Source organism: Escherichia sp. SCLE84 (assembly GCF_012584495.1).
GTDB lineage: Bacteria > Pseudomonadota > Gammaproteobacteria > Enterobacterales > Enterobacteriaceae > ECMA0423.
Genome location: NZ_CP051430.1, coordinates 262,816 through 286,740, shown reverse-complemented (window position 1 = coordinate 286,740; position 23,925 = coordinate 262,816). Strand labels below are relative to the sequence as shown.

The 23,925-nt window shown below is 50.0% G+C and carries 35 protein-coding genes; 23 read left to right on the top strand and 12 right to left on the bottom strand.

Annotated features, from left to right (window positions below; translation table 11 throughout):
• Positions 1 to 29 precede the first annotated feature (29 nt).
• Positions 30 to 1,019: an arabinose ABC transporter substrate-binding protein AraF gene (gene araF / locus HGD79_RS01580; protein WP_000548675.1), complete on the bottom strand. Its 990-nt coding sequence runs from the start codon at positions 1,017 to 1,019 to the stop codon at positions 30 to 32.
• 796 nt (positions 1,020 to 1,815) lie between these two features.
• Between araF and HGD79_RS01575 the strand changes: the two genes are divergently transcribed.
• Positions 1,816 to 2,319 carry a non-heme ferritin-like protein gene (locus HGD79_RS01575; protein ID WP_000179469.1) on the top strand — a complete coding sequence of 168 codons (504 nt, stop codon included), beginning with the start codon at positions 1,816 to 1,818 and terminating at the stop codon, positions 2,317 to 2,319.
• A 78-nt stretch (positions 2,320 to 2,397) separates the two neighbouring features.
• On the opposite strand, the gene yecJ is transcribed toward HGD79_RS01575, so the two are convergent.
• Together yecJ and azuC are read right to left on the bottom strand one after the other, a co-directional pair.
• Positions 2,398 to 2,649 carry a DUF2766 family protein YecJ gene (gene yecJ, locus HGD79_RS01570; RefSeq protein WP_000082127.1) on the bottom strand — a complete coding sequence of 84 codons (252 nt, stop codon included), beginning with the start codon at positions 2,647 to 2,649 and terminating at the stop codon, positions 2,398 to 2,400.
• Between the two features lie 114 nt (positions 2,650 to 2,763).
• Positions 2,764 to 2,850: a stress response protein AzuC gene (azuC, locus tag HGD79_RS01565; protein ID WP_010723106.1), complete on the bottom strand. Its 87-nt coding sequence runs from the start codon at positions 2,848 to 2,850 to the stop codon at positions 2,764 to 2,766.
• Positions 2,851 to 3,112: 262 nt separating this feature from the next.
• Here azuC and HGD79_RS01560 point away from each other — a divergent pair, with 262 nt between their 5' ends.
• Positions 3,113 to 3,436 carry a YecR-like lipofamily protein gene (locus HGD79_RS01560; protein ID WP_001237869.1) on the top strand — a complete coding sequence of 108 codons (324 nt, stop codon included), beginning with the start codon at positions 3,113 to 3,115 and terminating at the stop codon, positions 3,434 to 3,436.
• 170 nt (positions 3,437 to 3,606) lie between these two features.
• Complete coding sequence (ftnA, locus tag HGD79_RS01555) at positions 3,607 to 4,104, top strand: non-heme ferritin (RefSeq protein WP_000917208.1); 498 nt, start codon at positions 3,607 to 3,609, stop codon at positions 4,102 to 4,104.
• A 37-nt stretch (positions 4,105 to 4,141) separates the two neighbouring features.
• On the opposite strand, the gene HGD79_RS01550 is transcribed toward ftnA, so the two are convergent.
• The gene (locus HGD79_RS01550) at positions 4,142 to 4,381 is read right to left on the bottom strand and encodes a YecH family metal-binding protein (protein WP_000377225.1); all 240 of its coding nucleotides are present in this window, start codon (positions 4,379 to 4,381) and stop codon (positions 4,142 to 4,144) included.
• A 190-nt stretch (positions 4,382 to 4,571) separates the two neighbouring features.
• Between HGD79_RS01550 and tyrP the strand changes: the two genes are divergently transcribed.
• A complete protein-coding gene (tyrP, locus tag HGD79_RS01545) occupies positions 4,572 to 5,783 on the top strand; it encodes a tyrosine transporter TyrP (protein WP_000797573.1) in 1,212 nt (403 codons plus the stop codon).
• 61 nt (positions 5,784 to 5,844) lie between these two features.
• Here tyrP and yecA read toward each other — a convergent pair whose 3' ends face one another.
• From yecA to HGD79_RS01515, 6 genes are all read right to left on the bottom strand, one after another.
• Positions 5,845 to 6,510: a UPF0149 family protein YecA gene (yecA, locus tag HGD79_RS01540; protein ID WP_168848264.1), complete on the bottom strand. Its 666-nt coding sequence runs from the start codon at positions 6,508 to 6,510 to the stop codon at positions 5,845 to 5,847.
• A 356-nt stretch (positions 6,511 to 6,866) separates the two neighbouring features.
• Positions 6,867 to 7,868, bottom strand: a complete 1,002-nt coding sequence (locus HGD79_RS01535) for a tyrosine-type recombinase/integrase (RefSeq protein WP_001300279.1) — start codon at positions 7,866 to 7,868, stop codon at positions 6,867 to 6,869.
• 5 nt (positions 7,869 to 7,873) lie between these two features.
• A complete protein-coding gene (locus HGD79_RS01530) occupies positions 7,874 to 8,221 on the bottom strand; it encodes a DUF2511 domain-containing protein (protein WP_000865208.1) in 348 nt (115 codons plus the stop codon).
• Positions 8,222 to 8,250: 29 nt separating this feature from the next.
• Positions 8,251 to 8,901: a hypothetical protein gene (locus tag HGD79_RS01525; RefSeq protein ID WP_000290349.1), complete on the bottom strand. Its 651-nt coding sequence runs from the start codon at positions 8,899 to 8,901 to the stop codon at positions 8,251 to 8,253.
• A 15-nt stretch (positions 8,902 to 8,916) separates the two neighbouring features.
• Positions 8,917 to 9,321, bottom strand: coding sequence for a transcriptional regulator (locus tag HGD79_RS01520; RefSeq protein WP_000786769.1), 405 nt, complete (start codon positions 9,319 to 9,321; stop codon positions 8,917 to 8,919).
• 89 nt (positions 9,322 to 9,410) lie between these two features.
• Entirely contained in the window at positions 9,411 to 9,548 is a 138-nt protein-coding gene (locus HGD79_RS01515) for a hypothetical protein (protein WP_001673482.1), read from the bottom strand.
• Positions 9,549 to 9,619: 71 nt separating this feature from the next.
• On the opposite strand from HGD79_RS01515, the gene HGD79_RS01510 reads away from it, so the two are divergent.
• The 14 genes from HGD79_RS01510 to HGD79_RS26810 all read left to right on the top strand — a co-directional run bounded on the left by HGD79_RS01510 (position 9,620) and on the right by HGD79_RS26810 (position 17,348).
• Complete coding sequence (locus tag HGD79_RS01510) at positions 9,620 to 9,823, top strand: DNA-binding protein (protein WP_000014504.1); 204 nt, start codon at positions 9,620 to 9,622, stop codon at positions 9,821 to 9,823.
• 21 nt (positions 9,824 to 9,844) lie between these two features.
• Positions 9,845 to 10,195 carry a DUF4761 family protein gene (locus HGD79_RS01505; protein WP_029364413.1) on the top strand — a complete coding sequence of 117 codons (351 nt, stop codon included), beginning with the start codon at positions 9,845 to 9,847 and terminating at the stop codon, positions 10,193 to 10,195.
• Between the two features lie 10 nt (positions 10,196 to 10,205).
• A complete protein-coding gene (locus tag HGD79_RS01500; protein WP_000159462.1) occupies positions 10,206 to 10,484 on the top strand; it encodes a hypothetical protein in 279 nt (92 codons plus the stop codon).
• 11 nt (positions 10,485 to 10,495) lie between these two features.
• On the top strand, positions 10,496 to 10,738 hold the full coding sequence (locus tag HGD79_RS01495) for a DUF4754 family protein (RefSeq protein WP_000514277.1): 243 nt from the start codon (positions 10,496 to 10,498) through the stop codon (positions 10,736 to 10,738).
• Positions 10,735 to 10,848, top strand: coding sequence for a hypothetical protein (locus tag HGD79_RS01490; protein ID WP_000021654.1), 114 nt, complete (start codon positions 10,735 to 10,737; stop codon positions 10,846 to 10,848). The genes HGD79_RS01495 and HGD79_RS01490 overlap by 4 nt, the downstream gene beginning before the upstream one ends.
• Positions 10,849 to 10,940: 92 nt before the next feature.
• Complete coding sequence (locus tag HGD79_RS01485; protein ID WP_168848263.1) at positions 10,941 to 11,357, top strand: hypothetical protein; 417 nt, start codon at positions 10,941 to 10,943, stop codon at positions 11,355 to 11,357.
• Between the two features lie 23 nt (positions 11,358 to 11,380).
• A complete protein-coding gene (locus tag HGD79_RS01480) occupies positions 11,381 to 11,584 on the top strand; it encodes a hypothetical protein (RefSeq protein ID WP_000985163.1) in 204 nt (67 codons plus the stop codon).
• Positions 11,581 to 11,847 carry a MarR family winged helix-turn-helix transcriptional regulator gene (locus HGD79_RS01475; RefSeq protein WP_000153707.1) on the top strand — a complete coding sequence of 89 codons (267 nt, stop codon included), beginning with the start codon at positions 11,581 to 11,583 and terminating at the stop codon, positions 11,845 to 11,847. Before HGD79_RS01480 ends, HGD79_RS01475 begins: the two co-directional genes overlap by 4 nt.
• Entirely contained in the window at positions 11,844 to 12,143 is a 300-nt protein-coding gene (locus tag HGD79_RS01470; RefSeq protein WP_000104296.1) for a hypothetical protein, read from the top strand. Before HGD79_RS01475 ends, HGD79_RS01470 begins: the two co-directional genes overlap by 4 nt.
• A gap of 322 nt (positions 12,144 to 12,465) precedes the next feature.
• Positions 12,466 to 12,696: a hypothetical protein gene (locus HGD79_RS26475; RefSeq protein WP_000775058.1), complete on the top strand. Its 231-nt coding sequence runs from the start codon at positions 12,466 to 12,468 to the stop codon at positions 12,694 to 12,696.
• Between the two features lie 72 nt (positions 12,697 to 12,768).
• Positions 12,769 to 13,158: a hypothetical protein gene (locus tag HGD79_RS01460; RefSeq protein ID WP_000564228.1), complete on the top strand. Its 390-nt coding sequence runs from the start codon at positions 12,769 to 12,771 to the stop codon at positions 13,156 to 13,158.
• A complete protein-coding gene (locus tag HGD79_RS01455) occupies positions 13,155 to 15,938 on the top strand; it encodes a replication endonuclease (RefSeq protein WP_032267970.1) in 2,784 nt (927 codons plus the stop codon). Before HGD79_RS01460 ends, HGD79_RS01455 begins: the two co-directional genes overlap by 4 nt.
• Positions 15,865 to 16,923, top strand: a complete 1,059-nt coding sequence (locus tag HGD79_RS01450) for a S8 family serine peptidase (protein ID WP_247653385.1) — start codon at positions 15,865 to 15,867, stop codon at positions 16,921 to 16,923. Before HGD79_RS01455 ends, HGD79_RS01450 begins: the two co-directional genes overlap by 74 nt.
• A gap of 296 nt (positions 16,924 to 17,219) precedes the next feature.
• On the top strand, positions 17,220 to 17,348 hold the full coding sequence (locus HGD79_RS26810; protein ID WP_262220551.1) for a hypothetical protein: 129 nt from the start codon (positions 17,220 to 17,222) through the stop codon (positions 17,346 to 17,348).
• Positions 17,349 to 17,416: 68 nt separating this feature from the next.
• On the opposite strand, the gene HGD79_RS01445 is transcribed toward HGD79_RS26810, so the two are convergent.
• Positions 17,417 to 18,463, bottom strand: a complete 1,047-nt coding sequence (locus HGD79_RS01445) for a phage portal protein (RefSeq protein WP_000087812.1) — start codon at positions 18,461 to 18,463, stop codon at positions 17,417 to 17,419.
• Positions 18,463 to 20,214 (bottom strand): terminase family protein, encoded by a 1,752-nt coding sequence (locus HGD79_RS01440; RefSeq protein WP_000613781.1) that lies wholly within the window; start codon positions 20,212 to 20,214, stop codon positions 18,463 to 18,465. Before HGD79_RS01440 ends, HGD79_RS01445 begins: the two co-directional genes overlap by 1 nt.
• Positions 20,215 to 20,375: 161 nt before the next feature.
• Here HGD79_RS01440 and HGD79_RS01435 point away from each other — a divergent pair, with 161 nt between their 5' ends.
• From HGD79_RS01435 to HGD79_RS01415, 5 genes are all read left to right on the top strand, one after another.
• On the top strand, positions 20,376 to 21,206 hold the full coding sequence (locus HGD79_RS01435) for a GPO family capsid scaffolding protein (RefSeq protein ID WP_168848262.1): 831 nt from the start codon (positions 20,376 to 20,378) through the stop codon (positions 21,204 to 21,206).
• Positions 21,207 to 21,229: 23 nt separating this feature from the next.
• Positions 21,230 to 22,282: a phage major capsid protein, P2 family gene (locus HGD79_RS01430; protein WP_001055112.1), complete on the top strand. Its 1,053-nt coding sequence runs from the start codon at positions 21,230 to 21,232 to the stop codon at positions 22,280 to 22,282.
• A gap of 45 nt (positions 22,283 to 22,327) precedes the next feature.
• A complete protein-coding gene (gene gpM, locus HGD79_RS01425) occupies positions 22,328 to 23,128 on the top strand; it encodes a phage terminase small subunit (protein ID WP_168848261.1) in 801 nt (266 codons plus the stop codon).
• A 102-nt stretch (positions 23,129 to 23,230) separates the two neighbouring features.
• The gene (locus tag HGD79_RS01420; protein WP_168848260.1) at positions 23,231 to 23,725 is read left to right on the top strand and encodes a head completion/stabilization protein; all 495 of its coding nucleotides are present in this window, start codon (positions 23,231 to 23,233) and stop codon (positions 23,723 to 23,725) included.
• Positions 23,725 to 23,925 carry a tail protein X gene (locus HGD79_RS01415; protein ID WP_000864913.1) on the top strand — a complete coding sequence of 67 codons (201 nt, stop codon included), beginning with the start codon at positions 23,725 to 23,727 and terminating at the stop codon, positions 23,923 to 23,925. Before HGD79_RS01420 ends, HGD79_RS01415 begins: the two co-directional genes overlap by 1 nt.

Genomic DNA, 23,925 nt, shown 5'->3' with positions numbered 1-23,925 from the left:
ATCATGCAGAGGGGAATTTTTCCGGCAAATTACTTACCGCCTAAACCTTTTTTCTCCAGTTCTTCTTTAAAGTTGTCACGCGTGATCAGCACCACGTCGGTAACTTCGGTAAATTTTGGCGGTTCAACGTCTTTTGCTACCCAGTTGTAAAGCATTTCGCTGGATTTATAGCCATGTACGTCCGGGCTTGGCAGCAGGGAACCGTAGAAGCCGGTTGCCTGTGCTTTAGACAGTTCGCTCACCGCATCCACACCGTTAATGCCAATGCCGATGATATCGGCAGCTTTAAAGCCCTGACCTTCCGTCGCGCGTACGCCGCCCAGCACGGTGCTGTCGTTCATACCGACGATCAGCCAATGTTTAACTTCCGGATGTTGAACCAGCATTGAGTTGGCAGCGTCAAATGCCCCCGGGATGTCGTTAGATTTGGTAGGTACCTGATAAATTTGTTTTTCCGGGAATCCGGCCGCTTTCAGCGCATCCATAGAACCCGTTGTACGGCGACGTGCCGTATCCAGTTCGTTGGCGGTAATCGCCATCACCGCGCTTTCTTTGACATCCCAGCCACGTTTCTGCATCTCTTTATACAGTTCCTGACCCTGACGTTCGCCAATTTTAGTCGCCGCCATCATCACCAGCGGAACGGTATCCATTGGCTTACCTTTGGCGTTAACAAACTGGTCATCCACGGCAATGACTTTCATATCGTAGCCACGCGCTTTCGCGACGATGGCAGAGCCGAGTTTGGGGTCCGGAGTACAAATAACGAAACCTTTTGCGCCACTGGCAGCCAGGCTGTCGATCGCGTTCAATGTTTTTTCGCCATCCGGCACGGCAATCTTAATAACCTCAAACCCTAAATCCTTCCCGGCTTTATCGGCAAACTTCCATTCGGTCTGGAACCACGGCTCTTCCGGTTGCTTCACCAGGAAACCGAGCTTCAGGTTCTCCGCCATAGCGGATTGTGACATAACGGCTGCCAGACCAATGGCTGCCAGGGCTTTAGTAAATTTGTGCATGGTTCTCTCCAGCTTTAGTGTCGTTTTGTGTAGGGCAAAAACGAATGACATTCGTTAAATTAATCGGAAAACAAAGCATTACCTTTTAACTAAAAGATAAGTGACTGTGTTGACATAGTTTTAGCGAGAAATTAATTCTCCATAGGAGAGCAATATCACATCGCAGAATTACAGTGAGAACGTGCATAAATTTAGCGGGAAAAGACATAAGGGAAAGCCAATTTGTCAGACAAATTGTCGAATGCACAGCAGATTAATCCATAAGATTAGCCTGGAAATCCTTGTTGTCTTTGGTACCCATGCGGGATGTCTTCTTTTTAACCAGTCAATAGGCCGCATTACCTGGCGTTGAGTTTTTGAAATGGTGTAATAACCGCAACTCAAAGATGTGGAAAATGCACGTCATTCATTTCGCCATTAATTATCACTGTGCTCATTAATTAACAGAACACGTATAATGAGAGCCATCTCGCAAAAATGAAAAAACGTTTTATAAAATCATCACTTCATCATGAATTCAAATTCATTGATTAATATCAATAAGATACAAAAAGCACTATCATTAAAATTCATTGCAGTTACATTGATTTCATCAATGAAATGTAAAAATATATAAACTTGATGATTTAAGCATTTTCTTATACCCGTTCAGACGTTATTCTTATTTCAGATCATCGTCAGAATTGACTCCACGATCACATTTCGGACCGGCAGAAAGGAATTATTCTGCAAACAGTAATTATGGTGTTTTGATTTATCTTGCACCTCTCCACTTCTGGATATAAGGATATTAGGTATGGCAACCGCTGGAATGCTTCTCAAACTCAACTCTCAAATGAACCGCGAGTTTTACGCATCCAATCTCTACCTTCACCTGAGTAACTGGTGTTCTGAACAGAGTCTGAACGGCACCGCCACTTTCCTTCGCGCCCAGGCACAGAGTAATGTGACCCAAATGATGCGCATGTTTAACTTTATGAAGAGTGTCGGCGCTACCCCCATCGTTAAAGCCATTGATGTTCCCGGTGAAAAACTGAACTCTCTGGAAGAACTGTTCCAAAAAACGATGGAAGAATACGAGCAACGTTCTAGTACGTTGGCACAGTTAGCCGATGAAGCGAAAGAACTGAATGATGATTCAACCGTCAATTTCCTGCGCGATCTGGAAAAAGAACAGCAGCATGATGGTCTGTTGCTGCAAACCATTCTTGATGAAGTGCGCAGTGCGAAACTTGCGGGTATGTGCCCTGTGCAGACCGACCAACATGTTCTGAATGTCGTGTCACACCAGCTGCATTGATCATCATCGGCGCTAATGCATTGCGCCGATGAAGGTTTTGAGAAACCGCTGCCTCATCTGTTTGAAGCAGCGGTTTTTTTAATGGGATTCACCCTGTGGGGTAAACTTGAGTTCAATAAGCGCGATGGCTTTTTGGATTGCCCGCATGGTGACCGGGTCTGCGGCGGCGGGATGGTTAGTAAAGTCGATATTCTTCAGCTGACTGGACATTTTTTCACGAACTTCAACGGGCGCGATTACATCGAGAACATCCAGAATTTGTTTGATAACCAACTGGCAAGCAACCACATCAGAAACCAGTTCCTGATCGGCATTCAGCGGCTGGGACATCGTAAACTCCTGATAGCATTTTGAAAGCCGTTATAGTAGCGGCTTCACATCTTCAGCGATAGTCACATCCACCGTCATCAGGACACAAAAAAACCTGCCGGAGCAGGTTTTTTGTTATCGGAACATATTGCCTGGCGGTACGTCTTTGAACGTCTTGCAATAGTTATTGAACATACTTTTCAGGATTTTGCGCAGTTTCATCGCGGCACTCCGACCATTTGTTATACAGGTGTTATTGTCTTTGCGCTTATAATATGACAACCATCACAAAAATCAATCTTTATGTGATACAAATCACATAAATACCCCTTTAATGTTATAAAAATGATAATCAAAAAACAGCCCCCCTATTTCTGACACCTACAGATGGCAAGAAATAGCGCCTGCCAGGCGTCTTTTCCGGCCATTGTCGCAGCACTGTAACGCGTAAAATAGTGCTTTCTCTTACTCTTCTGGCTGGACCATGAGACTTCTGATTCTGACTCTTTCATTAATAACGCTGGCGGGGTGTACGGTTACTCGCCAAGCCCATGTGAGCGAAGTTGACGCGGCAACAGGTATTGTACGGTTAGTTTATGACCAGGCTTTTTTGCAGCATGCCCATACCGATCGTTATGTCAGTCGCGGGATCGCCGATCGCGCATGCCAGCAGGAAGGCTATACCCACGCGGTCCCCTTTGGTCAGCCAGTAGGCAACTGTAGCCTTTTTGCGGGTTCCTTATGTTTGAATACGGAATTCACTTTGTCATATCAGTGCCATCATTCCGCCTTCCCTGTCTTTCTCTAAATATTTTAATCAGCGAGGGGATCTTCGCTGATTAAAGAAATAGCGGTAATGCGTTTTATTCCCATTCGTATTTTTAATAATTGAAGTTTATATTTTACCTTTTGCAAATAATAAAATAACAAATTATAGTGACGCCACAGCAACAAATATAACCTTTGTGGAGCACTATCATGCTGAAACCAGAAATGATTGAAAAACTTAATGAGCAGATGAACCTGGAACTGTACTCTTCACTGCTTTATCAGCAAATGAGCGCCTGGTGCAGCTATCATACCTTCGAAGGTGCTGCCGCGTTCCTGCGCCGTCACGCCCAGGAAGAGATGACGCATATGCAGCGTCTGTTTGATTACCTGACTGATACCGGCAATTTACCGCGTATTAATACCGTTGAATCTCCGTTTGCTGAATATTCCTCACTTGATGAATTATTCCAGGAAACCTATAAACACGAACAATTAATCACCCAGAAAATTAACGAACTGGCTCATGCTGCAATGACCAATCAGGACTACCCAACATTTAATTTCCTGCAATGGTATGTTTCTGAGCAGCATGAAGAAGAGAAACTGTTCAAATCGATTATTGATAAATTAAGCCTGGCAGGCAAAAGCGGCGAAGGTCTGTATTTTATCGACAAAGAACTCTCTACCCTCGACACACAAAACTAATGCTCTCCGGCGGCAGGTTTACTGCCGCCGTTTCAAATCAGTGACGGCAAATCTTACTCTGATCGGTCGAAAAACCGTCTTTCGAAGGTATAAATTTGCCTTTTGCTGCCAGAAACGCTACCAGCTCTCCCGCTGTCATCCCTTCTGCCGAGCAGGTGTGAAAACGTGCCTGTTCACCAAAACGCGCTTTAATCGCAGCTTCCAGACTGGCATGCGTATATTGCTCGCCTGATTCAATCATCATATTTAACACTTCATGACCGTGAATAGAGTCCATCGTCCCTCCTCAAAAAAAGCCTAGCGTAGCGATTGCCGCTTATGAAGACTTTGCGCCAGCGCAGGACTGAATGCTTTTTATTGTACATTTATATTTACACCATATGTAACGTCAGTTTGACGAAGCAGCCGTTATGCCTTAACCTGCGCCGCAGATATCACTCATAAAGATCGTCAGGACAGAAGAAAGCGTGAAAAACAGAACCCTGGGAAGTGTTTTTATCGTGGCGGGAACCACAATTGGCGCAGGCATGCTGGCAATGCCGCTGGCTGCGGCCGGTGTTGGTTTTAGCGTTACGTTAATCTTGTTGATTGGGCTTTGGGCGTTGATGTGCTACACGGCGCTATTACTGCTGGAGGTGTACCAGCATGTTCCGGCAGATACCGGTCTGGGCACGCTGGCAAAACGCTATCTGGGACGCTACGGTCAATGGCTGACGGGCTTCAGTATGATGTTCTTAATGTATGCTCTGACTGCGGCATACATCAGCGGTGCCGGTGAATTGTTGGCCTCCAGCATCAGCGACTGGACAGGTATTTCAATGTCGGCAACCGCTGGCGTGCTGTTGTTCACTTTTGTTGCCGGTGGCGTGGTTTGTGTCGGAACTTCACTGGTCGATTTATTTAACCGTTTTCTGTTCAGCGCCAAGATTATTTTTCTGGTGGTAATGCTGGTACTACTGCTGCCGCATATTCACAAAGTGAATCTTTTAACCCTGCCGTTGCAACAGGGGCTGGCTCTGTCTGCAATCCCGGTGATTTTTACCTCATTTGGTTTTCACGGTAGCGTGCCGAGTATTGTCAGCTATATGGATGGCAACGTTCGTAAGCTACGCTGGGTGTTTATAACCGGTAGTGCGATCCCCCTGGTGGCATATATTTTCTGGCAGGTGGCAACGCTTGGCAGCATTGATTCAACAACCTTTATGGGATTGCTGGCTAATCATGCCGGATTAAACGGGCTGTTACAGGCATTACGCGAAATGGTGGCCTCTCCGCATGTTGAGCTGGCAGTGCATTTATTTGCTGATTTAGCCCTCGCCACGTCATTTCTCGGCGTTGCGTTAGGCTTATTTGATTATCTGGCTGATTTATTTCAGCGTTCAAATACCGTTGGTGGACGGTTGCAAACTGGTGCAATTACCTTTCTGCCGCCGTTGGCGTTTGCACTGTTTTATCCACGAGGATTTGTGATGGCGCTGGGTTACGCCGGTGTGGCGCTGGCGGTACTGGCATTGATTATCCCTTCGCTGTTGACCTGGCAAAGCAGAAAGCACAATCCTCAGGCGGGTTACCGGGTGAAAGGTGGTCGTCCGGCGCTGGTGGTGGTGTTTCTCTGTGGTATTGCTGTGATTGGCGTGCAATTTTTGATTGCGGCAGGGTTGTTACCAGAAGTGGGGTGATCAGATAGCCTCAAATTCCTTATTGGGTGCCAGAATTAACGCTGACACCCAATTTGACCTCTTAATGCAGGCAGCACTGCTTAAATTTCTTACCACTACCGCACGGGCAAGGATCGTTACGCCCCGGTTTCTCTTCTGCTTTGATCGGTTGCTGAACAGCTTTTTCCTGCGGATGCGCCATCCAGTACGCATGTAGATCAAGCTCCGCCAGTCGAATGGCATCTACGCTCTCTTCAAACGCTTCTGGCGACATTTTCTCTACCCGCTCGAAGTTTTCCTCAGTACCGTGCAGCGCAATCGCCTCCAGCGCTGGTTTTAACGAATCGGGCAACGTTGACCAGTCAGAAAGTGCCACGCCCCGCATATAGCCAAAGCACCACTCCTCAACAATCGTCAGCTCGCTGCCATCAACTTCTCGCAAGCCGAATAACGGCTCAAACTGCTCCGGGAATTCGTTCAGACGCTCTGCGGTATCGGCCATATGTTGAAAAGCCAGATTCATAAAGCGCGTCATCTCTTTCTCTGACGCCCAGCGCGGCACATAGTCAGCCCCACCCCACACGGCAACCAGCCACTGTTCCGGTTCAATCTCTTGCGGAGAACTCAACACCGCCGTCAATAAACCGTCCAGCTCCGCCACATCAAGGATGGCGTGGTCAGTGTTGTATTTGGTCAGAATATCGTCCAGCCATTCCAACTCACTTTCGTTTAACGGTCCCGTTTTCATACGCTTTTCCTTGTGGATCTCAACTCGCCAGCACCTATCTTACATGCCGGTCCGTATCAGAGATACTTTTTGAGTGGCTTTGCTGGTGATTAAAAATTAGGGAGGGTGTAACGACAAGTTGCAGGCACAAAAAAACCACCCGAAGGTGGTTTCACGACACTGCTTATTGCTTTGATTTTATTCTTATCTTTCCCATGGTACCCGGAGCGGGACTTGAACCCGCACAGCGCGAACGCCGAGGGATTTTAAAAACTATCAACCACCATTTATAAATCATAACCTTATGATTTTATTAACTTTGAAAATGGCTCTATACAACGCCATTTGAATCTATTGTCACTTTTTATCGCCACTTTTTACCCTCTATTGTCAAAAGGGTTCAATTCAACAGCAGCCTCTAAATGACCTGGAGCAAAATGCGCATAACGCATAGTCATTTTTATATCGCTATGCCCCAGTATTTTTTGCAACACAAGAATATTTCCGCCCCGCATCATAAAATGACTGGCAAACGTGTGACGTAGCACATGAGTTAATTGCCCATCAGGAAGCTCGATCTTCGCTCTCTTAATTGCAGCGTCAAAAGCCTCATAACATGGTGAAAATAGCGCTCCTCGTTTTTTAGGAAGCATAGCTTGCAATTGAGGTGAAATCGGTACAGTGCGGTTCTTCTTTCCTTTAGTTTTAACAAATGTGATTCGACCGGGCAGTACTTGAGATTGCTTTAATCCTTCTGCTTCACTCCACCGAGCACCAGTCGCAAGCCCAATACGGACAACAACCCCCAAATCTTTATTCCGTGACTCATCACACGCAATCAGAAGGCGTTCAATCTCATCTACATACAGAAACGCCAGTTCCTTTTCTTCCTCACGAAACTTGCGAATACCAGTCAGGGGGTTTTCACCAGACCACTCTCCAAGGCGCTTCAGTTCGGCAAAAACAGCATGTAGATATGACTGCTCGCGATTAACGGTTGCTTCACTAAGTTTTTTCTTCCCCTTGGGATTCCATTCTCCTGATAGCCTTCTTTCCCGATAAGTAGCAAACATATTTTTGTCAAACTGAGAAGCAAATGGATCTCCCAGCCTGGAACAAATCGCCTCAAGTTTGACTTTGCGCTCTGCACCAGAGGACAAGGTTTTACCGTACATCTCAAACCAACGAGCAATCAACTCAGAAAGACGAGGACCAGAACCATCTTGAAACTCGTCTCCAACTCTACTATTCATTAAACGGCGCTCATAAGAGAGCGCCTCACTTTTTGTCGCAAACTGTTTACGAATGCGTTTTCCCGATGCCCCGTAGGGATAACATTCGCAAAGCCATTTACCTGATGGAATCTTACGAACCGACATTTTAGTTACTTATCACATAAATCAAATGCAGCCTTAGTGACATCCCCCAGACTCTTTTTTAACCCTGGGGCGGCATCATTATCTAGCCAAAATGGATTATTGTTATCTAACGGTAACGCACCAAATGTTTTACCTTTTATTCGAGCCAAACCTGTAAGTGCATATAACTTATTATCGTCAAAATTCATCACATAAGGATTACCATCAAGACACTGTAATTGAACCTCATCAGTATTAAATGGCCATACCCCATTGAAACTCTCACGTTCAATAGTTTTAAAAGGCATTGCGACGGCGGAAAAAGAAAACATAGATAAAAAAGTAACTAATAGTTGAACCTTTTTTACTTTCATATCATTACCTCAATTTAGCTCAAGTAAGATTACAAATTAAAAAACGCCCTAGAAATGACACCGCCTACCAAAACCCCTACGCAGATAAAGAATATTATTTCTTTTGGATAAAGTCGGATTAATTCTGAAGCACGAAGTCGGACTTCTGGTAAGGTCGAACTCTCTGTGTGGCTTGATGCCGATTGTTGCTCTAACCACGACAATGCAGACTGTAACTGAGAACGAGTAAGATCGTTTAAACGTCCTGTACCGAAATTGATATGGCAATACCGCAGAAGTTTTTGTCGAAGTCCACAGTCTTCACTGTTACGTAGTAATAAACTTACAAGAGCCTTACAGGCATCATGATCTTTACATCGCTCAAGCATTGCATGCAGAAAACTCTCCGCTGTTTTATATTGATTTACTGTCATATCATCAATACCAGCTACACCAATCTCCGCATGTACTTTTTGCCAAATAATAAACGCTTCAGTATTGCTAGCTTCTGCAATAGCAGCAACCAAGCTATTTAGCTCCTTACGCTGAGCCTTAAGCAAAGGGCGATCGTCATCATCATTATTCGAAGGGATTGCGATATTTACGGTATGAGAACCATCATATCGCTCTATCTGAATATTCTTTTCGTGAAAATCACGCCCAGCAACGCGATTGTTTGAACCGTTTGAGTTGACGGCCATGTCACCTCCCTACTATCACCTACCCTTAGTTTCGTTATAGTCACGACCAGCGATACGGTTATTACCACCAGAAATATTTAACTCACGTCCTGATGGCTGAGTTTCCTTTTCACTGATCGCACCTTTTAAAGCCCCAATCACCGCGTTTTTCACATCTAACGAAGCTGCTCGAAAGCGAGTAATCAATTCCTGCTCATCATCGTTATAAGTTTCAGGTGAGTGAATTCCCAACACAACATACTGAACATCAAGGCCAAAACGAGACAGCGCTGCCAAATACGCAGCATCAGGAAAGCTATCTCCTTTCTCATATCTAAGCTGAGTTAGCTTTTTGACTCCACCAATGTCGCTCATGGCAACTTGACTAAGTCCCAATCTTTCCCTTTCCTCACGCAACCGCTGACCAATATCATTTTTCATACAAAAACCTTGACAGGTATCTTTTTTGATACCAAAATGATTTCACGAGCTATTAGATGATCACAATATACCACTATGAAACAAGTTCTTCACGATACCAGATCACGCATTCCGCGTAACACCGCCACAGGTCCAAGACTGGCACTTCGGCTGTCCCTCGAGGAGCGAGCCGTCATTGATGAAATGGCAGCTAAAGAACAACGCTCATCCTCTAACATGGCGCGCATGATCTTCCTTCGCGGCCTAGAGCTAACCCAGAAAGAACAAAACAAATCTTCCTGATCAGGAGGCTAGTGGGATGTCAGGTATAACCATCAATATCAATGTGAATGCCCCCTATGTATCCCTGCAGAAATATGCAGAGATAACAGGTATCCCTCTTAATACATGCAAAAAGATGTTGGCTGACGGTCGAATTATTATCCGCCCCAAACGCGCCAAAATGGAAAAGCCTGAAGTAAACCTTGTGGCGATGTTAAAAGACGCTTTGGCTAACAGCTAAAACAATGAACAGAGCACCATCATGAAAAAAAACGCTAATAATCCATACTCCAAATTTCGTAATGGCGTAGAACGCCATGTACACCACGTCGCTACCAGTGCATCACGTAGTAACAGTCGCTATAACCTGAACGAGACGCACGCAACACCGGATGGCCACGCTGTAAAACAAATCGGCGAACATGCCTGGCTGATTGAGAAAGCTGGAATCGTGGTCCACAAATGCCCACGCAATCCGTTTACCGGAAACCGCATTTTTGCATTGAACTGCGGCGACAATCACTTCGGGCAGGATTTCACATTATACGAAGCACTTCGCACGGTTGATCGTCTGCTTCGCGGGCAAAGTTTTATTAAACAGGCTGATTTTTAACAGGTGCTTTATGACCAAAGAGCATGCACAAGGTGTATTTATCCGTTTTATTGATTTTCGCGGTGAACTGTTATTACGCGCATCAGCCATTGACGGAGTTGTTCCATCCGAAAAAAACGCAGCTACTTACGTTTATCTGAACGGTACGCGCCTGACTGTGGAGCTTCCGTACCAGACCGTACGAGAAATCATTAGCGAAGCTGAAAAGGCACGTCAGGTTAATGGCGATGAACCCTATATCGAAATTATTTGTATGGATTCAGAAGCTGAAATTCAGAAAGCAGATTAAAGGGCGTTGCGATGGGCAAAGAATATAAAACTCTCATTAATAAAGCACTTGAACGATTTTATTTTCGCTTAAGTGCATCAGGCGCTCATGCTGAACGTGCAGCCCGTGACTCATTGACCAGGGCAATCCGGAGTTTGTATGACGTCGCTTTTTACGCTGATGATCTGGATGCACTTAACGAACTTTCCGAGCTGATCTGTGCCGCAGAATGCGGGGAACATATTGAACCGTATAAGCTGGGGAATATCGCATGAGTATATTTATCTCATGGCTTGTTCTGATTATTTCGGTGGCCTGCGCCATTGGGATTATGCGAATTATTCATTCAGTAAAAAAGATTGAACGCTTTTTCACTGACGAATAACAGCTTAAACAAAACACCAGATTAAACCCGAAAACCTGAAAACTATCCGCATTCGCGGAGGTATTCGCACACGTAAATAACGGAGATATAAAATGAACGCAAAAGAAGAAGGCATTATCGACACATTAAAAAAAATATCAGAAGCGGAAGATGAAATGGCTAAAGATGCCGTGAAGCGTAGCCAACATATGGCAGCACTTCACGCACTGACCATTGCAAAAATCACCGCTGACGCAGCCAAAATTATTGAGGAACAGAGCAAAGAAATCGACACTCTTAAAACACAGTCAACAGTTGCAGCCATGAATCCGTCCAGCATTGGACGCTGCATTTATATTCTTGGTTCAGCAATGATGCTGCAATACACCATTATTGCCGAACTGCACGGCAAATACCTGATAACGTCTTACCACACAAAAGAGTCAGAGCTTCTGACAAATCTCCGCCTGATAGAACGCTCTCAAGCTGTATTCATTGATGACGCGCAACGTGCCGTATTTAACGCATAGGGTTACTGGACAAAGGGGGCGCAATGGCAATTAAGCATTTTTCCGTCGTTCGCTTTACCTCCAGAGGGCGCGAATACGAGGTCGACGAACGCCTGATTACCACTATCGACAAACATCGTTCGGAAAAGGATGCACACCACATCTACCTCACTGACGGCACTTACTTCTGCGCCACCAACGTGGCGCGAGTAAATCTTATCCGACAGGTACAGGAGCCACGCAGATGACCATTCTGGACTACATCGCTACTCATCCGGGGTGTAGCGGCGGAGAGATCGCCGCAGCACTGAATACCCCAACCACAGCCATTAATGCTGAGTTACGCCGACTTTGGCGCGGCGGCTTAGTCATCAGAACAAACCGCAGCACAGGTGGTCGCGCTCGCAAAACAGGAGGCCAGGCTTCTTACCACGTAAACCCGATGCCGTTCGGGTGTAGCAATCCACTTACTCACATGTTTAACCAGCTACTGAAGGAAGCCAGAGCATGAGCACCATCAACCACCAGAAGCTACGCGAACTGGCATTTGCCCTGCAACGAATGGCAACGCCTCAAAAATTACTGGCATTTCGCGCAATGCTCTCGCCGTCTGCTGTGCTGGCACTGCTGGATGAGCTGGAGCACGCCAGAACCACGGCTCCTGCCATTCGCCTGACGCTCCATCATGAAATCGCTGATTTCTGCGCGACGTTGGAGGCGCCGGGCGAACCGGAAACGCCGGAAGCAATACAGCAAGAGCTGCTGCAACGCATTGACAAGGTTTTTGATTTTTTTCTGAACCAGTAAGAAACCAGAACATGCACACACAAAAAAACCGCTTGCCATGCCTCAATCGGTCAGGTTACATTTCCGCTGCACCTCATAAAACGGGTGCCGGGATTCTCAACCCGATACAGAGCAAAGCGCATAACCGCGCAAGCGGTTTTTTTGTGCGTACTGTATTGCCACGTCTTTTTCGCGTCAGAATTATGGCGGGGCGTACGGGGCCGACTTCGGTCGGGCCGGATTCTTTGCTCTCCGGTGTTGAGAACCCTGTACGTCTCGCCACCCCGAGATTCTCAACTCTGGATGGTGAGTTATTTCTATCACCGAGCAAAGAGGCCACACCATGGCAGACCGCAAACAGCACCGCGCTATCGCGGAGCGTCGTCACATCCAGACTGAAATCAACCGCAGACTTTCCCGCGCATCACGCGTCGCGCAAATCATGCACATCAATATGCTGCATGAGCGCAGCCACGCACTATCAAACATTTATTCCGCCTCTGTTTTCAGCTATCTGGCGGATGATCTGCACGAGCTTCAACAGCTCATCCAGCAGCAAAACAAACTCCATTAATTCCTGTTCCGGGCCTTTCCTGCACCTTGCGGCGGGAGGCCTTCGCACATCTGTAGTAAAGAGAATTGCAGCATGATTGACGCTCATGACTTCACAAGATGGGTGCGCACACAGGACACCCGTCTGGCTCCCGTTCTTCAGGGGTTATTTGATCTCTACATCCGTGGTCGTGACAACAGAGCACGCACCACAAAACCGGAGAATGCAGACACCCTTTATTTCACAGTAGACGACTGCTACCGCGTGGATTTCACACCACACGGACTGGCGTTGCACTGCCTGACACCGCACGGCGAATCACTGCTGGCGTATTACGACTCCCCGGCCTCCGTGTTTGCAGCAATGCTGGCGCATCGCACTGCTGGCGGGTGTGCCTCGCTGAGTGAATACACCGCTGAATTTAACCGCCTTTCCGCCCTCTTCTCGCAGGAGTGGCAGCGCGTGACGGGATACCAGCCATGAGTGCGTTTGCATGGAGCTGGAATGAACCACGACCAGCTATTGATCCGGCCAGATTTACGGAGCGCAGGCAGGAAACTGAAACCGACCTGCAACGCGCCATCCGTTACTACCTTGAGGCGGACAAAAGGGCACAGGAAGAACAGGAAGCGAAGGAAGAAGCCTTTTTCGCACAATCCGCCATGGGTAAAAAACTCATGGCATCCCTTGAGGAAGCCGGACAGCGTGAAAAGCTGGCACAGAGCATCATCAGTAAGCGCCGGGCAACAGAACAAGACCCGGTAGCCCGTGCCTTTGCCACACTGAAGGCGCTTCCCGTTTATCTGCGAGAACCTCTGAGCCGCCACCTCTCTTTCCTGCGCAAGAAGCAGGAAGCCGATCGTCAGAAAGGCAAAAAGAGCTGGCAGGCGGAACGCTATACACGCGGAACCCTGCGCAAAATATTCGAACGTCTGGATCGCACTGACGGGCGCTGGCTGACACCTGGTTATCGCTCCCTTGCCGGACGCGAACGCCTGGACGATTTGCTTTACCTGCCGCAGCTCAACAAACACCAGATACAGACGCTGGCCACCATGACGGCGGCGATGTTCAGCAGCACCTTCGAAAAACTCTGCGATGGCTTTGGCGCGACCGATGGCGAACTGACCATGGATGTAACGCTGAAGGCGTATCAGATGCTGGCCCGCATGGCGTTACACCTGCACATCATGCCCCCACATTATGACGCACTGACAACAGATAAAGACCGGAGGAACGAACCGGACACGGAGCTGCTGCCGGGCGCAATCCTTCGCCTGACCTGTACGGAATGGTGGAAACGCAAACTGTGGCTGTTACGTTGCGAGTGGAGAGAAGAACAACTCCGCGCCGCCTGTCTGGTTTCCAGAAAAACATCGCCCTATCTGAGCCAGGACGCATTAAGCGAGTTTCGCGCACAGCGCGAGAAAACACGCGATTTCCTGACAAGTTTCATGCTGGAAAACGAAGATGGGTTCACGATTGATCTCGAGACAGTGTATTACGCGGGAGTAAGTAACCCGGTTCACCGTAAGGCAGAAATGATGGCCACCATGAAGGGGCTGGAACTTCTGGCCGAAGCCCGTGGCGACAAAGCGGTGTTTCTGACTGTCACCTGCCCGTCAAAATACCACGCCACAACAGAGAACGGTCATCCGAATCCCAAATGGAACGGGGCCACCATGCGCGACTCCAGCGATTACCTGGTTAACACGTTTTTTGCGGCGGTCCGCAAGAAACTGAACCGCGACGGCCTGCGCTGGTATGGCATCCGCACGGTGGAGCCTCACCATGACGGCACCGTGCACTGGCATATGATGGTCTTTGCTCATCCGGAAGAAATCGACACTATTGTGTCCCACACCCGCGATATTGCCATTCAGGAAGATCGTCACGAGCTGGGTGATGATATTACCCCACGCTTTAAGGCGGAGTACGTCGACGGCTCAAAAGGCACACCGACCAGCTACATCGCCACCTACATCGGGAAAAACCTGGACAGCCGTGCCGTGGATGGCATCGACCCGAAAACGGGCAAGCCACGCGTTGACCACGAAACCGGAAAATCAATGGCCGAGAGCGTGGAACGCGCCATCGGCTGGGCGCGCCTTCACCGGGTCCGCCAGTTCCAGTTCTTTGGCATCCCCTCCCGCCAGGTATGGCGTGAACTGCGCCGCCTTGCCAGCCAGATGGCACGCAACCCAGAAGGCCCGCAACGGCTGAAGGATGACGCAATGGATGCGGTTCTTGCCGCCGCTGATGCCGGATGTTTTGCCACCTACATAGAGAAACAGGGCGGCGTACTTGTTCCACGCAAAGACTACCTGATTCGCACCGCCTACGACCTCGCCGATGAGCTGAACGATTACGGCGAACAGAGCGTACAGATTTACGGGATCTGGTCACCACTCATCGGGGAATCCTCCCGTGTGTGCACGCATCCGGATAACTGGAAGCTGGTAAGACGCAAACCGGAAGCGGAAGACAGTGCCCGCGAAAATGGTTTTGACCTTCAGGGCGGCCCTGCCGCCCCTTGGACTCGTGGCAATAACTGTCCCCGTGTACAGGAAACGGACAACAACGGGACAGAACAGCCGGAAGAACGGCCAGCACCGTGGCCGCAGCTCCCTGACGGCGTTGAAGTGAACGAATGGATGCGCTCACTGAAACGGCACGAACGCCGGGCGCTGATGCGTTCGCTTCGTGACAAACAGGCAAAAAACAGCAGTGATGAAATGCAGAGCTGGACACAGAGCCGCAAACAGCAGCGGCCTTTGCCTGATAACCACGAATTACTCGCTAAAGAATGGCGGGAATCTGCCGAATCTCTCGGCCTGCATATCGGTGAACAGCAGATGCAGCACCTGTTACGAGGCGGCAGTCTGTACGTTGACGGCAGCATCATTGCACCGCAGGGATTTGAAATTGTACGCAAACCAGATACCCGACCGGACAGCCGAATCACGCAGCTCTGGCAGCGCCTGAGCCGTAATCACGGCGTAAACAGCACGGAAATCCGCCATAACCCGGTTTCCAGCTATCTGAAACAGCTCGGGGCATCAGACCCTGAAGCCGCTGCACGCCTGGCATCCACAATTCAGCAGGACCAGAACACCATGAAAACTCCCGTTACCGTGCTTTCTGACATGCTGCGCGCCATCCGTGACGCAGAGCACGCACAGAGAATCAATGAAACCACTGAACGCGCACGTCACAAGGCGGGTCTGTTGCAGGACAAAGGCAATAGCGAGAAGAAAAAATAACCAAGAAAGAAATCATCAATTGTATGAAGCAAGAATTCAAGTACCAGCCGATTGCGTTAATGCTCTTGCTGTTGGTGCTTGTGATACAGTTAATGATACGGAATGGAAACGAGCACCATATAGCGCCATTGGGCCAGGCAGAAGTCCTGGCGTGATGAAACCGGATTTAGTTGCGTTTGGTGGTGACACAGACGAGTACTTTCATGTTTTAGGTAAAGGTAAGAAGCCTGTAATCATACCCCAGCTAGGAACAAGCTTTGCCTCTCCTTACGCCTTACGAGCAGCTGTTGGTGTTCGGGCAATTTTAGGGAACGATTTGAGCCTACTAGCAATCAAAGCTTTGTTAATTCATGCGTCAAAACAGCTTGATCATCCTTGTACAGAAGTTGGCTGGGGAAAACTTCCTGAAGACTTGAACGACATTATAGTCAGCCCTGATGGTGTTGCCCGTATCGTCTACCAAGGTGAATTGAAACCAGGAAAATACTTACGCGCTCCTCTTCCAATACCTGAAGGTGGCTTGAAAGGTAGAATAAACTTAGCGGCAACTTTCTGTTATGCAACAACCACTGATCCACAAGACCCAGCTTCCTATACAAAAGCTGGTTTGGAAGTGACATTCCGGCCAAATGATTCAAAAATCAAAGACGGAAAACAAAATGCTGAAACCAAGGGATTCTTTGAACTGGCCAAATATTCAACTGAAAGTGAGCGACGTTCTGACATGGGCAAATGGGAGACCGTCTTACATAATTCGAAGAACATGCTAGGTTCAACTCTAAAAAATCCTGTATTTGACATTCATTATAACGCTCGTGAGGCCGGTGCAAGCATAGCCAGCCATAAGGCAGAAAAAATCAAGTATGCTCTTATAATTACCATTAAGGCATCAAAGCACCAAGACCTGTATAACGAAATTTTACGTACTTATAATCAGGTGCTCGTGCCAATTCAACCGCAAACATCAATTCCTATTCGTTCGTAATCCTTCAAGACATAATGCCCCTCAATTTGAGGGGCATTTCTTTGCACAAAAGCGCACAAATTTGCACAATTTTTTTGAACGACTTTTTGCCCTTCCGGCCCGCATGGCGGCTGGATCGGTCAAGGATCCGTGCGTGCACAAAAAAACGCGCTTTTTCTGCGCGCAGGTGACGGGGGAACAGCCCGCGTTTCAGGGGGTAAATAGCGTCCCCTTAACGATGTCGCAGCGACACGACAGAATGGCCGTATTTCTCACGCTGAGCGTGAAAAATACGTGAGGGATTCTGATTTGATGGGGTGAAAGGTAAGGCCGTCAAAATCGCACTGAGGCGGCGAGAACATGCAGTCAACGCGGTGGGATTGCGTAAGAGTCTGACCGTCGATGGTGGCGATAAGCTGGAAGACGTCGTGAAATTATCTGACTGATACAGGAGCTGGAGAGTCGGGGCATAAATTTTTTATGCCCCGGCGAAGCAGCAGACAAGCGAAGCGCGTCAGGATGTGGGCTGAGTGTCCAGCAGTGCGTAAGGGTTAAAGCGGATCACCTCTTCGCCAAGCCAGTCATTGATATGCTTCATGGCCTCCATTACGGGCATCAGCTCGTTAATTGCATAAACCCGCGCTGCCTTCTCCACATCACCAAACGCACTTTTTTCGCCCGGCATCGCCCCCATCAGTTGCGGCGGAACGCGGTGCGCAGCCAGCACATCATCACGGGATGCCGCCTTAACATTCATGAACTCATCCTTTGCGGTGATCTGCTGGAACGGCAAAATTTGCACCCCCTCTTTGCCCCCGTTGGGCGCATGAATGAGCACGTTTTTAAACGCACCACCACCACGCGCACCCTGTAGCGTTTCTTTCAGGGAGTCCATGCTTTCGCGGTTTACCTGCGCTGCACCGATGTAGATGATGCACCCGGCGTGGGATCCGTTGTCGTAATACAGTTTTCTGAACATGTCCGCCGAATGAGACAGGCTGGCCGAGAGTAATGCGCCGAGATATTCCGGCATGCCGTAGATTTCCTGGTTAATGTCAGGATTCATCAGGTGACACACTTTGCCAGGGCGAAACTGAAACGCGTCCTTGCCATCCTGCACATACCACCATGATTCAAGATCGCTTCCGCGTCGCATGTATTTCGCCAGGGCGTGCCGTAATTTAAGCGGTTCGCCGAGCATATTGCTTCGAAGCTCAAGAAATGCGTTACCGAACACAAACCAGTCCAGCGCCAGCGCCGAGAAATCCTGCCGGGAAAGCAGCGGGTGCGGGATGTAGCAACCGAGTAATACATTGCGCTTAAAGTAAAGCGCAGACTGATGCCAGGACGTTTGCCGGGCAGCTCTTGCCAGACCGTACCAGTCCACCGGGGTTTCATACCACCGACCGTTATCAGCACAGTACATATTGTCCAGCAGGTCATGCCCGGTCAGGCGGTAAGGACCATCAAATGTGAATGCACTGAGCGATGATTCTTTCCTGAGCGCATCAGCGAGATCAATGCGTGAACTCATGCGCACTTTTTTATTTTTTCTGCTCATCAGAACTCCATAACCGTGAAACGCTCGTTTTCTCCTTCGCCGCCAATCGGTTCGTTAATGACAGCAAGCATGGTCGCCCACGCAAGGTCGCCGTGGCTGATCCCCCTCGCGCGGTCCGTTTCGTAAGTGATAAAGCCGCCCGGTGTTTTCACCTTACGCACGGCGTTAAAGGCCGCGACCAGTTCGCGTTCGGCGCGATCGTATTCCCACCGCCCGGCACGCATTATTTGCAGCATTTTCAGTACCAGCGACCGTTTTGATGACAGCGTGAAGGTGTACGGAATAGCAGCAGGGAAAAACCGTTTCACTATCTGATAAACAGCCTCCCCGTTCCCGCCCGTCACATCAATGCCGATGTGTTCCACGTTGTAGCGACACGTGAACTCTTCAATGACTCTGGCCTGTTCTTCAAACTCCAGCCCCTGAACGCGTCGCGTCTCCACCGTTCGAAAACGGCCACCAGGAACAGCCGGAGGAACCACCACGGACACCGCGCCGCTGTCGCCGTTGCCACTGCTGCCGTTTGCGTCATACCCAATCCATACCGGACGATTTCCCATCGGGCGGGGAGCAAAAGGTTTCCAGTCTTTCCAGTCGTCGTATCCGTCAACGCCGCAGCCAATCAGGATATTCAGGTTAAATGCCGATTCCCCTTCGCGGACAAACTCACACATGTAGAGATTGAGGAACTCGTCTTCGGTGTTTTCATCGCGGATTTCGTCAATATCGGTGTGTTTCCAGCCGTGATTAACCACATCTTCCAGCGTGACAATCTGCCGCCATGTCCGGTCAGGGCAGATAAGTCCGTTATGCAGCGTTTTCCAGTCCACAGAAAAACGCTGGCGTTTATGCGAGGCCTTTTTCTCGTTCCAGCGGTCGCCGTTCCAGTAGGCGTATGCCTCGTGCGTTTCGGTGGATGGCGTGGAGAAGTAGGTGCGCCGCAGTCCGCTGAGGGTTGCCATAGCGCCAGCCACCTTGCGCAGTTCAGCAAAGCGACTGACCCAGAAAAATTCATCAAAATAAAAATTGCCCGTATAGGACTGTGCCGACGCAGCAGAAGTGCCGAGAAAATGCAGCTCTGCGCCGTTGGAGAGGATGATTTTATCGCCCCCTTTCAGCTCCACATCAACTTCAGCCGCGGCCTTCTGAATAATGCTTTTAAACTGGAACGCCTGACGACGCGACGCAGACAAAAAAATCTGGTTACGCTGGTAAGGTTGCGCCACATCGTCACGCAGCGCCATCAGCAGCGCTTCCTGTGCAAAATACCAGGTCGCCCCAATCTGTCGGGATTTCAGGATCATCCTGTTACGTATCCCGGCTTCCCTGCAAAGGGTCAGGGAGTCAAACCAGCCCCGCTGATGCCACTCCAGCCTGCTGATGATTTTTTCCCGCAGTGCGGCAATCTGTTCCGGCGTGAAATGATTTTTGAGTTTTTTCGCCCGGCCTTTCTTTCCTGCGGCCATCACATCCGGCTGGCCATCATGCAGCTTTTTAAGCTGCCGGGTCAGCAGGTCTATTTCCTTAAAGTCACCGCCTGTTTTATTCTGTTTTTCAGTAAGCTGGATGAGGCGCGCATCAATGGACTGCGTGACACGCTGCACGGGTGGCGTTTCATCCCACTGGTCGCGTTTTTTCCACGCATAAATCGTGTTCGGGTTTATTCCCATCAGACGTGATATTTCTGCGGGCGGATAACCCTGCCAGTAAAGTTGCCGCGCACGCTGGCGCACAAAAGCGTCCTGAATCATTGCTCCCCCTGAGTAATTACAGGAAGATTACCCGCGCGCGAAACCGTTCTCCTTAACCCCCTGTTCTGGCCGTTTTCTTACAACAAAAGCCCTTTGTATCAGCCTGTTACGCTTTGCCATCATGACTGAAGAACCAGTCAGAGGGGCAAAAACTATGGCTAATGAAAAAAAAGACATCCCGCAAAAAGTTTCGCGTGGCTGTCTCCGGATCAACTGTTGATGGCCGCGAAATCAGTCCGGTACATCTGCGTGAAGCCGCCGAGAACTTCAACCCGGATGTTTACGCTGCCCGCGTGAACGTTGAGCACTATCTCTCGCCATGCCCGTCAAGCGAATTTTCCGCAATGGGCGATGTCACCGCGCTGAGTACGGAAGATATTACGGAAGGCCCGCTGGCCGGACGTACTGCGCTGTATGCAGAAATCGAACCGACCGAGCGCATGAAGCAGCTTGTCGCTGACGGCAAGAAAATCTATTCCAGTATCGAACTGCACCCGCAGTTCTCCGTTAACGGGCGCGCCTATCTGGTCGGGCTGGCGATGACCGACACCCCGGCAAGCCTGGGCACTGAGCGCCTGAAATTCACGGCACAGCAACGTCAGGCGGTGATGACGTTCAACAGTGTCCAGGGTGAAGCACCGCTTATCTCCGAAGCCATCGAGTCTGAAATCATCGAAATGGCAGAACAACGCCAGGAAGAAGGCACCCAGTGGTTTAACCGCGTAATGGGGATTATTGGCCGTGGCCGCAAAGCGGATGACGCCAGTTTCTCCCGCATTCAGGAAGCGGTGGAAGGCGTCGCAACGTCACAGGCCGACATTATCGACCGTTTTAATGCACTGGAAACCCGCCATCAGCAGGACAGCCAGAAAATCACTTCACTGACCACAGAGCTGGCAGCACTGAAGGAAAAACTGCGCACGCAGGACGGCGATCCGCAGAACCGGTTCACCGCAACGGGCGCAGCCTCCGACCAGCTGGCTGACTTCTGATAAGACAAAGGAGCAAATTTTTTATGAATCTGGTGATGTCAGATATTACCCGCAACAAGCTGGGTTGCTATATGGCGCAGCAGGCGTCGCTTAACAATATCCCGGTTTCCGCACTGGTATCGCGATTTACCGTGGAACCCTCGGTACAGCAGCGTTTTGAAAACGCCTCAAAGGAAAGCACCGAATTTACAAAAAGAATTAACGTGATCGGCGTGACCGACCAGAAAGGCGAAAAAATCCTCCTGGACACCACCGGGCCAATTGCACGCACGAATACCAGTTATGACGGAACAAAACGCCGTAACCCGAATAACGTGGTTGATCTGAAAAACCGCAAATACCAGTGCGAACAGGTGAACTACGACACGTTTATTTCGTATCCGCAGCTTGATGCCTGGTCGGCACACCCTGATTTTCAGTCCCGCATCAGCGCACAGATTGCCCGACAGGTGGCGCTTGACCGCATCATGATCGGTTTCAACGGCACGTCTCACGCGGATGAGTCCAACTTCAGCACCAACAAGCTGCTTCAGGACGTTAACGTGGGATGGCTGGAGCACATCAGAACCGACGCCAGCGAACGCGTTATGAATGACGTGACGCTGACCTCCCGCAACATGGACAACACCGTGGCGCACGCGGGTAAGTATGCGAACGCTGATGCACTGGTACAGGACGCGCGTTCATCCCTGCTGGATGAATGGCACAAGGAAGCTGACGACCTCGTGGTGATTATGGGGCGCAATCTGTTTAACTCGCTGCGTCTGCCCGTGCTGAACAGCATCAGCGGCCAGAATCCCAATGCGGAATTACTTGCCGGGCAGCTCATCCTGTCATCGCGCACCATTGGCGGGCTGGGCGTGTTCCTTGCGCCATTCTTCCCGGATGCAACGATGCTGATCACCTCGTTCAACAACCTGTCGATTTACTGGCAGAAAGGTTCAATGCGTCGTCTGATGAAAGACGAACCGGAATACAACCGCATCGCCACCTACCAGTCCATCAATGACGCTTATGTCGTTGAAGACTATGGCAAGTGCGCGATGGTCACTGGCCTGAAGTTCGCCGACAGCTAATCAACTCACGGCGGGAATCATGCCCGCCTGTAACGGAGAGAAAAAATGATTACTCCTGCACAGCAACACTGGCAGAACGTGATGGCACAGCGCGCAGGCCGGGCGAATGAAGGCGTGGACCACGCCGCGCGTACCGCGCATGAAGAGGTGCTGTATCGTCTGCGTCTGGCACAGGCCCGGCTTAAGGGCGTACAGGCCAGAAGCGCGAAAGCCGCCATCAAAAAAGAGTTGTTGCCGGACTTTTCCGGCTGGATTGAAGGAACGCTGGAGGCTGACGGCGGGCAGCAGGATGAAGTGATTGCCACGCTGATGGTGTGGGCAATTGACTGCGGCGATCTTCCGCTGGCGCTGCGTATTGGTACGTATGTGGTCCGTCACAACCTCATCATGCCGGATAACTTTGGACGTACTGCTGCCACGGTACTGACCGAAGAAATCTGCAACCCGGTACTGACGCAGGCCGGGACGGATGCCGACGCGGATTTATCCGCCTTTATCGAACCACTGGATACCCTCCGGGAGATTGTCACCGACCAGGACATGCCGGACGAAGTGCGCGCCAAATTATGCAAAGCGTGCGCCTTTGCCCGTCGTGGTCTGAGTGATGCGGACGGCATGGCCCTGTCACTGAAGCTGCTGCGCGAAGCAATGCACCTGAACCCGAACGCAGGTGTGAAACGCGAGATTGCAACCCTTTCCCGCGCCCTGAAAAAAGCCGATTCCGCAGCCGCACCAGAAGACGCCAGCGCACAGCAGACGCAGGACGAAAGCAGCAAAAGTAAAAAGACAACGCGGAAGCCTGCAACACGAAAAACCACCGCGACGCAGAAGGCGAAGCGCGGTTAACGACTGACCCCGTCAGCGGGCGGCGTGCGCGGTGTTCCGGTTTGACTCCGTGACCGTTTACACCGCGCACCCACCGCCCGATTTTTTTCAGGAGTGAACCCCATGAGTATGGTTGCCAGAAATGAACCCGGACCCGCAGAGGACGACATCACCGATACCGATGATGGCGATACCCGCATTTCAGCGGGTGCATTCTGGCCGGATATTGTGCTGCGCGAGCTGCGTCTGGCGGTACGACTGCCGGGCCGCGTGACCACCTCCCGCCTGCTGCATACTGCCACCGGGGCTGTGGCACACGTTACCCGCGAGCTGGAAGCATGGCAGCAGGAACAGCAGGCAGCTGGCCATCAGACGCTGGCCGATGTTCCGGCACCCGTAATTAACGGAGAAAGCGTCAATCTCTGGCACTGGCGCAATGCTGTTTATACCGCCACGCGCGCCCTGATTCTGGAGCGTTACCGCGATGCGGACACAACGGACAAGGGCGACCGCCGGGCGGACGCACTGGATATACAGACATCGGATTTGTGGCGCGATGTGAGCTGGGCCATCTCTGACATTCTGCGCCGCCCGCGAATCTTTGCGGAATTGTGCTGATGAAAGTGAAGGCACTGGAAAGCGACACCGTGGATTCGCTCTGTTTCCGGTACTACGGCACGACGCAGGGCGTCACCGAAAAGGTGCTGGATGCCAACCCCGGACTCTGTCAGCAGGTATTTCTGGACGCCGGGCAGGAAGTGGAGATGCCGGAGCCGGAGAAGAAGAAACGAGAAATGATTCAGTTGTGGGGGGAGTAG

Excerpts from the sequence above, each read along its gene's own strand:
- araF (WP_000548675.1), bottom strand. The coding sequence starts at position 1,019 with ATGCACAAATTTACTAAAGCCCTGGCAGCCATTGGTCTGGCAGCCGTT.
- HGD79_RS01575 (WP_000179469.1), top strand. The coding sequence starts at position 1,816 with ATGGCAACCGCTGGAATGCTTCTCAAACTCAACTCTCAAATGAACCGC.
- yecJ (WP_000082127.1), bottom strand. The coding sequence starts at position 2,649 with ATGTCCCAGCCGCTGAATGCCGATCAGGAACTGGTTTCTGATGTGGTT.
- azuC (WP_010723106.1), bottom strand. The coding sequence starts at position 2,850 with ATGAAACTGCGCAAAATCCTGAAAAGTATGTTCAATAACTATTGCAAG.
- HGD79_RS01560 (WP_001237869.1), top strand. The coding sequence starts at position 3,113 with ATGAGACTTCTGATTCTGACTCTTTCATTAATAACGCTGGCGGGGTGT.
- ftnA (WP_000917208.1), top strand. The coding sequence starts at position 3,607 with ATGCTGAAACCAGAAATGATTGAAAAACTTAATGAGCAGATGAACCTG.
- HGD79_RS01550 (WP_000377225.1), bottom strand. The coding sequence starts at position 4,381 with ATGGACTCTATTCACGGTCATGAAGTGTTAAATATGATGATTGAATCA.
- yecA (WP_168848264.1), bottom strand. The coding sequence starts at position 6,510 with ATGAAAACGGGACCGTTAAACGAAAGTGAGTTGGAATGGCTGGACGAT.
- HGD79_RS01535 (WP_001300279.1), bottom strand. The coding sequence starts at position 7,868 with ATGTCGGTTCGTAAGATTCCATCAGGTAAATGGCTTTGCGAATGTTAT.
- HGD79_RS01530 (WP_000865208.1), bottom strand. The coding sequence starts at position 8,221 with ATGAAAGTAAAAAAGGTTCAACTATTAGTTACTTTTTTATCTATGTTT.
- HGD79_RS01525 (WP_000290349.1), bottom strand. The coding sequence starts at position 8,901 with ATGGCCGTCAACTCAAACGGTTCAAACAATCGCGTTGCTGGGCGTGAT.
- HGD79_RS01520 (WP_000786769.1), bottom strand. The coding sequence starts at position 9,321 with ATGAAAAATGATATTGGTCAGCGGTTGCGTGAGGAAAGGGAAAGATTG.
- HGD79_RS01515 (WP_001673482.1), bottom strand. The coding sequence starts at position 9,548 with ATGCGCGCCATGTTAGAGGATGAGCGTTGTTCTTTAGCTGCCATTTCA.
- HGD79_RS01510 (WP_000014504.1), top strand. The coding sequence starts at position 9,620 with ATGTCAGGTATAACCATCAATATCAATGTGAATGCCCCCTATGTATCC.
- HGD79_RS01505 (WP_029364413.1), top strand. The coding sequence starts at position 9,845 with ATGAAAAAAAACGCTAATAATCCATACTCCAAATTTCGTAATGGCGTA.
- HGD79_RS01500 (WP_000159462.1), top strand. The coding sequence starts at position 10,206 with ATGACCAAAGAGCATGCACAAGGTGTATTTATCCGTTTTATTGATTTT.
- HGD79_RS01495 (WP_000514277.1), top strand. The coding sequence starts at position 10,496 with ATGGGCAAAGAATATAAAACTCTCATTAATAAAGCACTTGAACGATTT.
- HGD79_RS01490 (WP_000021654.1), top strand. The coding sequence starts at position 10,735 with ATGAGTATATTTATCTCATGGCTTGTTCTGATTATTTCGGTGGCCTGC.
- HGD79_RS01485 (WP_168848263.1), top strand. The coding sequence starts at position 10,941 with ATGAACGCAAAAGAAGAAGGCATTATCGACACATTAAAAAAAATATCA.
- HGD79_RS01480 (WP_000985163.1), top strand. The coding sequence starts at position 11,381 with ATGGCAATTAAGCATTTTTCCGTCGTTCGCTTTACCTCCAGAGGGCGC.
- HGD79_RS01475 (WP_000153707.1), top strand. The coding sequence starts at position 11,581 with ATGACCATTCTGGACTACATCGCTACTCATCCGGGGTGTAGCGGCGGA.
- HGD79_RS01470 (WP_000104296.1), top strand. The coding sequence starts at position 11,844 with ATGAGCACCATCAACCACCAGAAGCTACGCGAACTGGCATTTGCCCTG.
- HGD79_RS26475 (WP_000775058.1), top strand. The coding sequence starts at position 12,466 with ATGGCAGACCGCAAACAGCACCGCGCTATCGCGGAGCGTCGTCACATC.
- HGD79_RS01460 (WP_000564228.1), top strand. The coding sequence starts at position 12,769 with ATGATTGACGCTCATGACTTCACAAGATGGGTGCGCACACAGGACACC.
- HGD79_RS01455 (WP_032267970.1), top strand. The coding sequence starts at position 13,155 with ATGAGTGCGTTTGCATGGAGCTGGAATGAACCACGACCAGCTATTGAT.
- HGD79_RS01450 (WP_247653385.1), top strand. The coding sequence starts at position 15,865 with ATGAAACCACTGAACGCGCACGTCACAAGGCGGGTCTGTTGCAGGACA.
- HGD79_RS01445 (WP_000087812.1), bottom strand. The coding sequence starts at position 18,463 with ATGAGCAGAAAAAATAAAAAAGTGCGCATGAGTTCACGCATTGATCTC.
- HGD79_RS01440 (WP_000613781.1), bottom strand. The coding sequence starts at position 20,214 with ATGATTCAGGACGCTTTTGTGCGCCAGCGTGCGCGGCAACTTTACTGG.
- HGD79_RS01435 (WP_168848262.1), top strand. The coding sequence starts at position 20,376 with ATGAAAAAAAAGACATCCCGCAAAAAGTTTCGCGTGGCTGTCTCCGGA.
- HGD79_RS01430 (WP_001055112.1), top strand. The coding sequence starts at position 21,230 with ATGAATCTGGTGATGTCAGATATTACCCGCAACAAGCTGGGTTGCTAT.
- gpM (WP_168848261.1), top strand. The coding sequence starts at position 22,328 with ATGATTACTCCTGCACAGCAACACTGGCAGAACGTGATGGCACAGCGC.
- HGD79_RS01420 (WP_168848260.1), top strand. The coding sequence starts at position 23,231 with ATGAGTATGGTTGCCAGAAATGAACCCGGACCCGCAGAGGACGACATC.
- HGD79_RS01415 (WP_000864913.1), top strand. The coding sequence starts at position 23,725 with ATGAAAGTGAAGGCACTGGAAAGCGACACCGTGGATTCGCTCTGTTTC.